Source organism: Levilactobacillus zymae (genome assembly GCF_032190635.1).
In the GTDB taxonomy this organism is placed as follows: domain Bacteria; phylum Bacillota; class Bacilli; order Lactobacillales; family Lactobacillaceae; genus Levilactobacillus; species Levilactobacillus zymae_A.
Genome location: NZ_JAVLAS010000001.1, coordinates 2554405 through 2566659 on the forward strand (window position 1 = coordinate 2554405; position 12255 = coordinate 2566659).

14 protein-coding genes are annotated in these 12255 nt (G+C 52.8%); 4 read left to right on the forward strand and 10 right to left on the reverse strand.

Annotated features, from left to right (window positions below):
• Positions 1 to 15: 15 nt before the first annotated feature.
• Entirely contained in the window at positions 16 to 435 is a 420-nt protein-coding gene (locus tag RI501_RS12160) for a hypothetical protein (protein WP_313822960.1), read from the reverse strand.
• Between the two features lie 218 nt (positions 436 to 653).
• Here RI501_RS12160 and RI501_RS12165 point away from each other — a divergent pair, with 218 nt between their 5' ends.
• The 3 genes from RI501_RS12165 (at position 654) to RI501_RS12175 (ending at position 2366) form a co-directional block, all read left to right on the forward strand.
• Complete coding sequence (locus RI501_RS12165; protein ID WP_313822962.1) at positions 654 to 923, forward strand: hypothetical protein; 270 nt, start codon at positions 654 to 656, stop codon at positions 921 to 923.
• A 179-nt stretch (positions 924 to 1102) separates the two neighbouring features.
• Positions 1103 to 1951 (forward strand): hypothetical protein, encoded by an 849-nt coding sequence (locus RI501_RS12170; RefSeq protein WP_313822964.1) that lies wholly within the window; start codon positions 1103 to 1105, stop codon positions 1949 to 1951.
• Positions 1884 to 2366, forward strand: a complete 483-nt coding sequence (locus RI501_RS12175; protein WP_313822966.1) for a hypothetical protein — start codon at positions 1884 to 1886, stop codon at positions 2364 to 2366. The genes RI501_RS12170 and RI501_RS12175 overlap by 68 nt, the downstream gene beginning before the upstream one ends.
• 673 nt (positions 2367 to 3039) lie before the next feature.
• On the opposite strand, the gene RI501_RS12180 is transcribed toward RI501_RS12175, so the two are convergent.
• The 6 genes from RI501_RS12180 to RI501_RS12205 form a co-directional block, all read right to left on the reverse strand.
• Positions 3040 to 3483 (reverse strand): hypothetical protein, encoded by a 444-nt coding sequence (locus RI501_RS12180; protein WP_313822968.1) that lies wholly within the window; start codon positions 3481 to 3483, stop codon positions 3040 to 3042.
• Between the two features lie 444 nt (positions 3484 to 3927).
• On the reverse strand, positions 3928 to 5247 hold the full coding sequence (locus RI501_RS12185) for a signal transduction protein (RefSeq protein ID WP_313822970.1): 1320 nt from the start codon (positions 5245 to 5247) through the stop codon (positions 3928 to 3930).
• Positions 5248 to 5263: 16 nt separating this feature from the next.
• A complete protein-coding gene (locus RI501_RS12190) occupies positions 5264 to 6592 on the reverse strand; it encodes a signal transduction protein (RefSeq protein ID WP_313822972.1) in 1329 nt (442 codons plus the stop codon).
• Position 6593: 1 nt separating this feature from the next.
• The gene (locus RI501_RS12195; RefSeq protein ID WP_313822974.1) at positions 6594 to 7919 is read right to left on the reverse strand and encodes a GHKL domain-containing protein; all 1326 of its coding nucleotides are present in this window, start codon (positions 7917 to 7919) and stop codon (positions 6594 to 6596) included.
• 12 nt (positions 7920 to 7931) lie between these two features.
• A complete protein-coding gene (locus RI501_RS12200; protein WP_313822976.1) occupies positions 7932 to 8687 on the reverse strand; it encodes a response regulator transcription factor in 756 nt (251 codons plus the stop codon).
• Between the two features lie 547 nt (positions 8688 to 9234).
• Positions 9235 to 9642 carry a hypothetical protein gene (locus tag RI501_RS12205; RefSeq protein ID WP_313822978.1) on the reverse strand — a complete coding sequence of 136 codons (408 nt, stop codon included), beginning with the start codon at positions 9640 to 9642 and terminating at the stop codon, positions 9235 to 9237.
• 84 nt (positions 9643 to 9726) lie between these two features.
• On the opposite strand from RI501_RS12205, the gene greA reads away from it, so the two are divergent.
• Entirely contained in the window at positions 9727 to 10215 is a 489-nt protein-coding gene (gene greA / locus RI501_RS12210; protein WP_313822980.1) for a transcription elongation factor GreA, read from the forward strand.
• Positions 10216 to 10434: 219 nt separating this feature from the next.
• Here the strand turns inward: greA and RI501_RS12215 are convergent, their stop codons facing one another.
• The 3 genes from RI501_RS12215 to RI501_RS12225 form a co-directional block, all read right to left on the reverse strand.
• A complete protein-coding gene (locus RI501_RS12215) occupies positions 10435 to 10953 on the reverse strand; it encodes a zinc metalloprotease (protein ID WP_313822982.1) in 519 nt (172 codons plus the stop codon).
• A gap of 92 nt (positions 10954 to 11045) precedes the next feature.
• Positions 11046 to 11609, reverse strand: a complete 564-nt coding sequence (locus RI501_RS12220; RefSeq protein WP_313822984.1) for a hypothetical protein — start codon at positions 11607 to 11609, stop codon at positions 11046 to 11048.
• A 35-nt stretch (positions 11610 to 11644) separates the two neighbouring features.
• Entirely contained in the window at positions 11645 to 12196 is a 552-nt protein-coding gene (locus RI501_RS12225; protein ID WP_313822986.1) for a hypothetical protein, read from the reverse strand.
• Positions 12197 to 12255: the final 59 nt, after the last annotated feature.

A 12255-nucleotide genomic window follows, 5' to 3' on the forward strand; every position in this document is an offset into this window, starting at 1 on the left:
CTCACCATTAACCGGTTAGCGCCGGTGCTTCCCCCACTGATACCCCAGCACAAAAATGCCGGCTGCCACCAGAAATAGGCGATAAATCAAGCTGGTGCCCCAGCGGATCACGGCAAATTCATGCTCCCCGGCATCCCCGATTCGGGCCACCCCAAAGTGCCCGGTATTGGCATAAGCTGATCCGGTGCGCACAGCCTCTTGATCTGCGTTGTCCCGGGGATGCTGTAGCTGACGCCCCGGGTCCTTGCTCTGGTTGAACGACCCGACCGTGCGACGGTAAGCCGCCGGAAAAACTAGTAGATAGCTCAACAGGTAGTAACCGTCCCACCCATTTAGGCCCCAGCTAAACGACATGGGGGTAAGCGTCATCCCGCTAAAAAAGATCAGTAAGGCTGCTGGCAATAAACCCTTTAAATATAAGTATAGTCGTTGCATCATTAATCCCCCTCGATATTCTTTCATCATACGCGTTCTCCCCCACAATGGGAAGCTGCGCGGTAAAGCGCGGGTTTCTTCAGTAACCCCATTTGGTGAACATACTCAGGGATTTAGAGCCTTAATTGCTGCACATTTGGGCACCTTCTTCTATGCTGTAGGTAAGCTCACTTTCAGGACTAGCTAAGTTTGGGTTTGAGAATAGGAGGATGGGCACCATGACTAAAATTTATTATCCCGTTAACGTTGCGAAAATTGTCATGATCTTATTTAACCTAGCCATCTTAGTCGCGGGCCTCGCCGTTCACGACGCCCTGTGGTTATCCGGCGTTTTCTTCTGTGGCTTGATTGGTGTGCAGTCCCACTTCACCGTCTTCGAAGACACCCGCGATACCAACTGGGTGAACCGGTTGGATATCTGGTTGTCGCTCCTCACACTCCTGTTTCTCCTCTGTAAATTTTTCGTGGTCACCGCCGTCCCCGCTTAACTCGACCGATTTACCCAGGATTGGGCTTGATTGCCCAATCCTTTTTGTCTGGAAACCGCTGCTTAGCGGATTAATCGTCCCTAACAATTATTACAATACCAATTCGTTTGGCGATTTAGCCTAGTGTGGAATTTCTCCCGGTGCTACACTGAAAGTAAGTCTAAAGGAGGAATTTTGAGATGCGCAAAATTGTTCAAGGCGCGCTGGTTTGCGGTCTGGGGCTCGGCGCGTGGTTCGGTATGACCGCCACCACCGCCCACGCCGCCAGTTACTCGGCCACGCGTAGTCAATCCGTCAAGCTGGTCTGGCGCAAGAGTATGGGACAAAAGACCTACACCGCCACCACTGGCGCCCGGTATTCCAAACACCTGGGAACCAAGTACGGCAATAACTCGGCCACTCAAGCGGTGGTCTGGGTCACCGATGCCCACGAAAAGCTCTACCGGCCGGCCAAGGGCACGTCCGCCATTTACTATCACGTCAAAAGCAGTGACGGGAAGCTTCAGGGCTGGATCTGGCGCGGTTACCTCAAGGCCACCACGGACCACACCACGACCACGCAGGGACAGTACTCCAAGGCCCGGTCGAATTCCGTCAAGCTGGTCTGGCGTAAGAGCATGAAGCAACACGCCTACACCGCCACCACCGGCGCCCGGTACTCCAAGCACCTGGGGACCAAGTACGGCAACAACGCCGATACGGCCGACGTGACCTGGTTAACCGACGCTCACGAGAAACTCTACCGCAAGGCCAAGGGCAACTCAGCCATCTATTACCACGTTACCAGCGAAGATGGCACCTTACAGGGCTGGATCTGGCGCGGTTACTTGAAGGCCGGCAAGGCAGATCAAACCACGACCGACGATTCCACCACCCAATCCGCTGCTAACTTTACGGTCCAAAAGACCACCAGCAGCGGCCAGCCAAGACCGGCAATTTACCAAGTTGGTCACCGCCCAAATGGTCAAGGACGGTTTCAAGGTCAGTCAGGATCTCCAGGGCGCCTACGAGGGCTTAGCCCAGATTGACGACTGGGATGGCGCTTTAACCACCGATGCCTTTGCCGATAATTTCGATCCTTACGACGAAGTCACCGGCAAGCTCAAAGCCAAGGACATCCACTACCTATATTCCAGCACGGCTGGTCGGGTGGGCTCGAGCGACGATAAGCTCACCGCCAACATGGACCCTTGGTTCCCCGCAGGCATTGAAAAGACGTTAGGTACCAAGGTCGATGCCGAGACCGGTGAAACGCAGACCCTGGTTAAGGATCTCGCGAAGTACTTAGAAAAGACGTTGACGCAGCATAAAATGAAGAATTTCTACTTAAACACCGCTGTGGGTTACCCCGCTAGCATGGGGTACACCACTTACAACACCGATACGGATCTCTCCGTAGAGTTCCAACTGTTGTACACCAAGGTCGCCGACGGTAAACACTAAGATTCAACAGGCTTGGCTCCGGCCAAGCCTGTTTTTTTACCGCCGATGTTATCCCGCCCCCGGCCGGAATCACTCCAAAAACCCCAAATAGCGTTGCCGTCAACGACGACAACGCTATTTTTAGAATGGTCTCCGATGACCAACTTTACTCTTCGGCACAAAATACAATAATCCAGTTTTGATGGGCAACAATTATCGATGACACAACCGTTCTCCACGGCATACGTGGTTCTCGACCACCCGTCCGACATCCCCCCGGTGTTCGGTACGGCTGGCCGCAATGGCGTAACCCCACAGGGGCGCGCTTATCGACGGCGTCATTGTTTTCTCCCAAAAACTATGTATTGAATAGAACAGTTTCACTATAGCCTTCATTGGTCCCGGTGACAAGCTTTTAAATATTACATTTGTCATAAAGGAAGGCAATCTGCCTAGACCGATTTCGGTCAATCCGCGTTAAGTCCGGGTCTACTCCCCCTGATTAAGTAAGACCGGTCCTCGTTCGCGCGCCCTCACTTCTCGGAGCCATGACCATTATTTTTGACGACCGCAACGTGGCGGGCCTTCTTTGCCCGCCCCAGCAAAAGAGCCTGGAATGAAAATCCCAGACTCTTTGATGACGAAACGTGCGCTAAGGTGGTGGCTAGATTGACCCCCCGCCAGCTAACTGCGTTTACGCCAGTTTCGCCTCGTCGATCAAATGAACGTTAACCACCCGGTGACGGTGTGGATTTTGCACCGTCTTGAGCTTACCGTGGGGCGAATAGATGGCCAACCGCCGCGGCACCACTCCGGCGGCGAAGTGGTAACGGCCGTGACGCACCACGGCTCGGTGGCGGCCCGCCTTGACCAGCAGGCCAGCGGTTGACGCGTGGTCCGACAACACGATATAGCGGCGGTGCCGAATATAATGGTATCGCAAATGACCATTTCGAATTCGTAACAGCCGGCTAACCTCTGAGCGGTTGTGTGCGGTCACCCGAATGGGCCGTCCGCGCAGCTCTAACGTCACTCGTCCCCGAACGTCGTGACTCGCTTGGCCCGACTGCGCCGGTAAGCTACAGCCAAGCATGATTCCCACTAGCAGTAACCACCATGTTCCCCGTAAATTTTGCATGTGTTCCCCTCCCCGCTCCCAGCTTACCGATTTTGGGCGGGAATCACAATCCTTTTTGTGAACACAACAAAAAAACCGGAGTAACCACACTCCGGTTCCCACTAGCATCATTAGAGTTTCAGCGTATCAAGTTTGTAGTCAGGAAACGTTGTTGCTCAAATTAGCTAAAACCTCAATATGTTATATTGAGCTTGTTCAGTATCTCTTCGACCAACACACCGTTAGTCGAAGTATGAATGAATTCTAATCGTCACAATTAGGATAAATTCACAAAATCAAGAAACCGTAAATCAGGGTGATTTTGCAGCTTCTCTGAAAGATTGATTGGTATTACAACTCCTAGTATAGCAGACGAACTCGCAATTGCAAGCGCTTTCTTTACAATTATAAATCCCTAAATTAAACAATAAGTTATGTCTTAGTTTGTGAAACTTTTTTTGCCGGTTAGTCCATCGGCAGGGTCACCAACAACCGTCCCCAGTGGAGTTTGGTTTCTAGTTGCAGGGTAATGGCGGACGGTAACCCCTTCAGAACTTCCGAGAAATCGAGTTGGAACCCCTCCCCGACCAGGCGATTGCCGTGAATGATTTGCACGTTAGTCGGCAGGGGGAAGGTCAACTCCACCCAGGTCAGTTCCACCGATTCCGTGATCTTCAGGTTCACCATGGCGGGCTCTAAGGCCACCACCGCGTGAATCGTGGCCGGTAACGACCGCTCCAGGACCCGTCCGACTCGCCGACCGACCGCGACCGTCGCGGTCAAGGGTTTCGGAATGTTGACGAACAGGTTGACCCCCAGACGCTGGGCCAGCAGATAATCGTGGTAAATGCTGTATTGGACCACGCCCCTGGGCATGTTATGCAGGTCGTCGATGGTCAGATCCGCCGCGTTGCTAGTCTCCCACTTCGAGCGAATATCGATGTAGTACTGCCGAAAACCCGCGTAATCCCGTTCATTAAGGTACCCCCCTAGGCCCAACAGGATGTTTTGATAATCGTGGCGGAACTTCCGGACCAGGACCGACTGGCGTTGCAGCTCGGCCGTATACTGCTGATGATAGGCCTGATGCTGGGCTTGAATCCGGGCGTGTTCCTGTTGCAGGTGGGTCTGTAACAACAGGTAGATGCTGACCGAGAAGCCGACCATCACCACCCCCGTGATACCGACCAGAAAGAAGAGGTAGCCGGTCGAGCGGTGTAGGAGCCGTAAGGTCGACAGAAACAGGATGAACACGGCCCACATCAGCGTCATGAACAGGAGCAACAGGTACTGTGTCCGCCGGGTAATCACGGCTTCCATGAAGTTTTCCATGGGCGCCTGGGTGCCTAATAACCCCAACGAAATCATGGCAAACAGGATGGTACTAAAGGTCAGCATGGTCGTCAGCCCCCAGGTCGACACGGTAAACCGATACGAGGTCAGTAAGGTGGTCAGGGTGACCCCCACACTATTGACGAAGGCACTGAGCAGGTAGTCCAAGATCGACACCGATAAGAAGGCCGGAATCAGCCGCTGCTGACGCCGATAAACGAACCAGCCTAACTCCACGGCAAGGATCAACAGGACGGACGCACCGCGCAGCCAGCCCCACTCGACCTGTTTGGCGACCAGGTTTAAGCCCGTAAACCCGGCCGCTAGTCCCAGGTAAGCCCCCTGAAACCAGCGGGTGCGCAGACTGGGAAACCAGTAAAATTGAAACGAAATGAACCACGCACACATCACAAAGTTAGTTAACCAAAAATCACTACCGCTCGGCGTTAACATCCCGGCGTGCCTCCCCCTAGTTTTGTTCGTTCTTCGGTAAGACAATCTCTAATTGACCCCAGTGTAATTTCACTCGGAGCATCGTACTGGTATCTAGCGTCAAGTGGCGGGTTACCCGACTAAAGTCCAGATTCCCCTGCGCGCTGGTCAACCGGTGCTGGGTCAGGACGCGCGCGTCATCGCCCACCGGAAAGGTCAGACGAAAGTGCACGTCGTACTGTGTTTCGATCAACTCCAAGGTTACCACGGCCGGTTGAAGCTGCGCGGCGTAAGGTAACACGATGGGGAATGTCCGGGCCACGATCCGGGCCAACTGCCGCAGGGCTTCCATGGTCAACGTCAACGGTTCAGGCGTCTTCACGAACATGTCCACACCCAACCGGCGGGCCTCTAAGTATTGATGATAAACCTCGTAGCGTACCCCAATCTTGGGAATATTGGCCAAGTCATCGATCGTTAAGTCAGCGGCGTTACTGGTGACCCACCGCGAGCGAATATCCACATACAACTGCTGGAATCCGGCATAGTCGTGATCGGCCAGGTAGCCCCCCAGGCCCAACAACATGTTTTGATAATCGTGCTGGAACTTCCGAACCAGCGAGATCTGCCGGTGTAGCTCCGCTTCGTACTGGTCGTGAAAGCGCCGATCCTGTAACTGGGCGTAGGTATGCTCGGACTGGAGGTGGCTTTGGACCAAGATGTAGGTGCTCAGGGTGATGCCCAACATGAACACCCCCGAGATGCCCATCAAAAAGATCAGGGCTTCAACCGACCAATTCAAGGCCTGCAGGGCGTATTCGAACAGGCTAAAGACCAGCATCATTACCGACATCAGGGCCAGAAATAAGTATTCCGCATCGCGGCCCAACAGGGACTGAACGAGATTTTCAATGGGGGCCTGGGTGGATAAAGTGGCCAGCAGAATCAGGGTGAAAAGTACCGAGTCGAAGGTTAACGTCACCACGCTGCCCGGAAAGCTGGCCATAAAGGACACGTTCGTCAGCAACATGGTGGCCGTCAGACTGACGGTATCAATGAACTCAATCAGCAGGTAAGCTAGAATCGTTAGGCTGATAAACGCCGGAAAGTACCGGCCGTTGCGCCGCACTAAGACCGCTCCCTCGACGCCCACCAATAGTAAGGCCGGTAGCGAGCTAACTAACGCGTGGTGGGCCGTTAACCGTAGCCAGGTATCTAGACTCGCATAGGCCAAGGCCAACCCCCCAGCGTACGCGAGGAAATGCCGCGGTCGTAACTGCGGCAACCAGTAGTATTGAAAATAGATAAACCAAAAGCCCATGATGACGTCGGCGACCCAGAAGCTGGGGACAGTTACGGCTAACACACTACTCGCCTCCCGTCTTGGTTAGAATGATCGTAAAGTAGAGATGCTGCCGCTTAATCATAATCTGGAGGGAGGCGTTGGCCGTCTGGTCGATGATCTCCTGCACCGTACTCAACCCCAGACCGTGGCCGCCCCCCTTGGTGGTGTAACCGGCCCGCATAAATTGCGTAATGGCCGGGGGATGCTCCGCCGACACCGGGTTGGCCACCGCCAGTTCTACGGCGTCCGGATAATCCAGAATCGCACAGTAAATCTCGGGCAGTTCCCCCACCCGGGGCGCTTCGATGGCGTTATCCAGGAGAATACCCAGAATGCGCAACAATTGGACGTTATTCATGGGAATCATTTGAATCGGGTCCGGGACCTCTAAGCGAAAATGCCATTGGCGATTCTGGGCCGCCAGAATCTTCTGGAACAACAGGTTCTTGAGGGGCGGGTCATTCAACCGCTGCAACCCATCGATTTCTAGCCCCGCCAGTTGGTTAGTGGTCTGCCACCGCGTGTTGAGCGTTTGGTAATAACGCTCTAGACCGTCATAGTCTTCCGCGTCCAGATAATCCCCCAGCCGCAGCATCTGTTTCTGGTAGGTCTGCTTAAAGTCCCGGATGTTTTGCACCTGATCCGAGATGCGTCGGTCGTAGCGACTCTGCAACATCGCCGTCTGGTAATCGGCCTTGACCCGCTGCCGAATCATGAAGCTCCGCAAGAAGACGAAGAGACTCACCACGATCAGGCCAATCATCAGGACCTCGATCCCCAGTGCAAACGTCAGCATCCCCTGGCTCAGGTTCATCTGGTGAATAATACTTGACGACAACCCGACCAACGACGCTAGACTTAACAGGAGTGCCAGAACGGTCCACTGCTCCTTATGACTCAACGCCAATTGATCCAGGTTGCCGGGTTGAATGTGCATCTCGGCGACCCCTAGTGAGATCATCGAGTAGACCATCAGCTGCACCGTCAGCCGACTCGCCACCCCCATCACGCTTTGGGCCACGCCATCCCCCCACAGTTGTCGCATGAGTTCCCAGGAGAAGTCGTTGACCAACACCACAATCAAAAAGATGATAATCGTGGCGTTCATAAAAATCAGGGCGAGGTTACGGCGGTGGCGCACCAAATACGTCAGTGCCGCTAACGGGGGGATGATTAGGCTCCACCCCTCACCGATGACTGCCGGGATTAACGCCCAGAGGACCCATTTCAGGGGCAACGACCAGTTTTGGGGCCGAATCTCCCCAATCCAGATGGTCCAGAACCACTGCATGGTCATCGCCAGCACGAAGTTGACCCAGAAATTTTGATCAAATAAATGGAAAGCCACGTCTATCACCTATCATTCGTTGAGATGCTTCTGAACTAGGGTCTTGACTTCGTGAAAGCGGCGGGTGGCAACGTCGGTCTGATCGCCATTGGGAAAGATCAGCCGGCGGTTCTCCGAATCGATACCGCTCACGTTGTCGAGGTTCACCAGAAAACTCTTATCCGTGCGATACAGGTCCGGGTACTGATCCGCAATGTCTTTTAAGAAACCCGGAAACTCCACCAACTGGTTGGCGGCGTGCACCGAAACCTTATGAGGGGTGTCCGCGGTCGAGACAAAGTAAACGTCCCCCATGGGCAAACTAAAGGTGCGCCCCCCAATGGTGTACTGGAACAAGTTTTCCGTATTTTCGAGGTAGTTGGTATACCGTTGAAAGCCGTAATCCACGTTTTCGCGTAGTTTTTGATCGATCTGTTCTCGACCCAAATCTTTAACCACGAAGTCCATCGGTTCCACCTTACGTTCAAACGTCAATAGCGCCATCTCCGAGTGGGTGGTGACGAACACAATCTCCGCAAACCCCAGCTGTTGACGAATCGCAATCGCCGTTTCCAGACCGTTCATGTCCTCAGCCGGAAATTCGATATCTAAAAATAGCAGAGCATACTTTGGTGCATCCGTCTCCAGTGCCGCCAACAATTCCTTAGGACTGACCGTCGCGAGTTTAATCTGCATGTTGTAATCGTTAATCATAATGTAGCGCTGAACAACTTCCTGATAGTGAGCCAGCTGTTCAGGGTTATCCTCACAGAAATAGACCGATAACACCGCCATCGTCTCCCTTCACTAATTACCTTTAATGTAACGTGATTTAGGATTCGTTGCAATCCTTTTGGTGGGTAAAATGCACTGATACTTTACATTATCGTGACCAGCGACCAGCGCTGCTCACGCCAAATTCATCGCTTAATCCCGTGACCATGTGGTAACGCCACCATGGGCGACGACCGTGATCAAGCCCCTTAATGACAAAAAAAGTACCGCCCCCAACGGACGATACTCTAAGCAGATTATCCCATTAATTAGTAGGTAAAATTTAGCACTCCCCCAAGTTCTTAATTTTAATCACTGACTACATTTGGTAATAATCCGTTATTTAGTGAATCTTACTCCTTAGCACATTGTGACGTTCCAAAAAGTCCCTCAACTAGGTGTCTATGAAGCGGGGTGCATGATCCCCACTTGGTTAGGGCCCACGTCCTGAAGTGGTTGGTCCCTTCCAACTGCATTAAGAATATCATGGAATGAACCATTCAGACGATAAGAGGCAAAAACGTCGTTAAATGCACGTTAAAGTGCCTAATTTCAGAGCAATTTAATTGTGTCTTATTAGATAGGACACAAAACCAACTAAAACCAAGGGGCTCCCCAGTGCTAAAAAAATATCGATCAATACTAGCCAGTAAACCTTCAATGGTGCCCGGGGCGCGGCCTGGACCCGGCGAACTGGCTGATGACGTTCATAGACGGAGCTCGTCTGTTCGGCAGCTCGGTGTCGTTTGCGGTGGAAAGTTGGGGCGGTCACGGCGCGGTGATCTTCCAACAAAATCCACTTGGCAAAGGGAAAGCCTAACCAACAGATGATCAAGTAGACATCCCCCCAGGTTACCTGGGGCATCACCCGGAACTGGGCCGCATTAAAGTGCCCTAGCAACCCCAGAACGAGGCCCATCACGAGACCAATGCTTGCCTGACGAAGCCAATATCGGCCAGTTAACTTCACAACGGTTTCCTTCCTTCTACAAACTGCGTTAAACTGTGCTTAGACGTCACCGGCGTCACATTATTCTACCCAGAGGTGTTGCACATGGCTAATCAGCGAGACTTTAACCCTATCACGGCGGCGGGGTACCACCAAATCGAACGGGAAATTGCGGCACTGGAGGCCGACCGACCGCATAAGATCGCCAGTCTAGCGGAGGCGCGGGCCCACGGCGACCTCTCCGAAAACGCGGAGTATAGTGCCGCCAAACGGGACCTGCGGCACTTAGAGAGTCGGTTACGCTTCTTAAATAAAGAGCGCCAGTACGCCCGCATCGTGACGCCCAGTGACGATCCGGTGGTCGAGCTAGGCAAATGGGTGACCTTGGCGTTTCTCGACGACCACGAGACGGTCACCTACCAGATTGTGGGAACCGCCGAAGCCGACCTGGACGCGGGGAAGACCACCCGCGTTTCACCGTTGGGCCGCGCCGTGATGGGCCACCGGGCGGGCGATGTCGTGACGGTGCACGCCCCCGCAGCTAGTTATCAGGTTAAGCTGGTACGCGTCAGCCTGACCGCACCGCAGAAGTAAGGTCCGGCAATTTAAATTCGTTACATCTTAGTATACCAGTCCCAACGATGGCTGTCGCTGGGGTAATGACTGCCGGAAAGTGCCCGCAACTTTTATCATTGAAACCAACTAGCCCCCGCCATTTTCAACATACCGAAAATGGCGGGGGCTAGTTATTATTCTTAAAATAGTGTGACTTACCAGCAGCCGTTAGCCATCAGTGGGCGTAGCGGTTACTGGTTATTTGATATGGGCATAGGCATGCGCTAAATCGCTGCGATCCGTGGCCGGGACTATGTTCGTCTCCCAGTCAATTTCGTTATCGCGCAACCCTAAGGTGTGGCCCACGACACAGATGGCAATACTGGTGCGTTGTTCCTTAGAATAAAGGAATTTCGACATCACACCGCCGTGCATGTACCCCTTCGCCCACGAGGTCTTCCGTTTACCTGATAAGATATACGTGTAGACATACGGACAGATCCCCGCCGATTTTTTGTCAATGGCAAATTGGATCTTGGCCTTCTTCTTGGTAGTCGGCTTAAGCTTAACCACCTTGGTGCTGTTCCAAGCCTTGACGGCGTTGGTCCACACCTGATGATAGTACGACGATTTCCCATTAATATGATAGGTGATCTTCCGGGTAGCAAAGTGCGTGTTAGCGGCTTGAGCCGAAGTCCCCCCGGCGAATCCCAGTCCCCAGACGATGGCCAGTAACATCAATCCCCATTGCCAGCCAGCTAAGTGTTTACTCCTCATGGTTAATTCCTCCAATTTTCCTGGATAGCTCTCAGTACCCCGAACCGAAGCGGGCCCCTAGTAGGCCTGCTTCGCTCGGGGGGGAACGTTGATTAACCCGGGTAGTCTTCTTCTGCGCCGGTCGGGTTAAAGGCTTTGGCTTGGGCCTTGGTCTTGTAATAGTGGAATAAGTGACATTCCCCATTCCCATAGTTCCACATACTATTAATAATAAGTGACTTCACCTTTTTACCTTGGTAGTGTCGCGTCACCACTTTGTAGCCTTCAGTCCCCATCGAATGGAACTTGGCCCCTTTGCGATAAGTTTCCCGGTCCGCGTTCATCAACCAGCCTTGGCTCATGAACAACACTTCATCGTAGCGGTTGCTCTTATTCGACTTCGGCGTCTTATTCAACGCAATCGACTTGACCAGTCCCTCTCCGGTTTGCCACTTTTTGTTGACGTAATTCCGGACGGTCGTTTTCTTCGCCGCAACGGTGAACCGGTTGTAGTGGCCCTTTTGGTAATAGTACCAGGTGCCCCGATACTTGGCCGGATACTGGGCTAGACTCATCTTCGTGCTGGCTTGCGCCGTGACCTCTGGGGTGGCCACGGTCATCACAGCCGCCAAGCTAAGTGCGGCTAAGACGGCACCGAAAATTTTGGTTAGTTTCATGGAAAGATTCCTCCTCAATAGTTGATCATCCAAGTTTACTTATGTAGTGCCCCAACGGGATTAAAGAACTTGGCCTGGGCCTTAGTCTGGTAGAAGTGGTCCGTAAACCCATAGTTTGTTTTGTTGGTTAAGACCTTAACCGACTTACCTTGATAGGTCTGGTGGCTCACCTTGTAGTTACCATGACCGACGGAATCAAAGCCAAAGTTCCAGTTATCAATCTCGGTGTACCCGTTCTTACGAGTCGCGGCGTACATCCACTTAGCCGTCTTTTTGGTAATGTAGTCGCCGTTTGTGATCTTATTGACATCCTTAGCGACGTGCAACGTGTAGGTCTTCTTAGCGTGCTTACGCCCATATGCATCATAAGCGTTGCGGACGGTCATCTTCTTGGCCCCTAAATTCAGGGATTCGTAAAAGTAGCCGTTAGCTTCTTGGTAATGGTACCAAGTGCCGCGTAAGCTCTGCGGGACTGCCGCTAAACTGCTCTTAGCCTTAGCCTGGGCAACGTCCGGCGTGGTCACCGCCAGCGAGACCCCTAGCGTTGTGGCCGCAACCAATGCGCCCGCAATCGTGGTTAATTTCATATGTATTTCCTCCTTATAAATCTATCATCCGTTAATTGCTTAATTATTAACTTAACGGT